The sequence below is a fragment of the Salinimicrobium oceani genome, assembly GCF_012037645.1.
In genome coordinates, this window is record NZ_JAAVJR010000987.1 from 1 (window position 1) to 378 (window position 378).

Below are 378 nucleotides of genomic sequence, written 5' to 3' on the forward strand. Positions count from 1 at the left end.
ATGCAATAAAAGCGTAACCCAGTTTTTCGTAATTGAGCGTTAGGGAAGATCCTAAAATGATCCCCGCCTCTTCCATTTTCTTTACTCTAACATGAACCGTACCTGCCGAAATATTGAGTTTCTTCGCTATATCGGTAAATGGGGTACGCGTATTATCAATCAACATGTTCAGGATCTGGTGATCTGTTTCATCTAATCTAAACTTTGCCATATCTTCTCTTTTGTAGATTCTCCTATATTTTAAATGAAGTACAAAATTAGCACAAAATAATTAGATTATAAATAATATTAATGGAATATGAGGCTATTTTATTAATAACTTCTCTTTATTTAACAAAATAGCCTCTACTATATCGTTTTCGGAAAGTGGGGTTTCAT

General features: G+C 32.8%; 1 protein-coding gene. It reads right to left on the reverse strand.

The genetic code is table 11. The annotated features are described in order from the left end of the window. Window positions 1-211, reverse strand: a 211-nt coding sequence (locus tag HC175_RS20390) for an Lrp/AsnC family transcriptional regulator (RefSeq protein WP_168139864.1), incomplete at its 3' end; no start/stop codon positions are given. Window positions 212-378 lie beyond the last annotated feature (167 nt).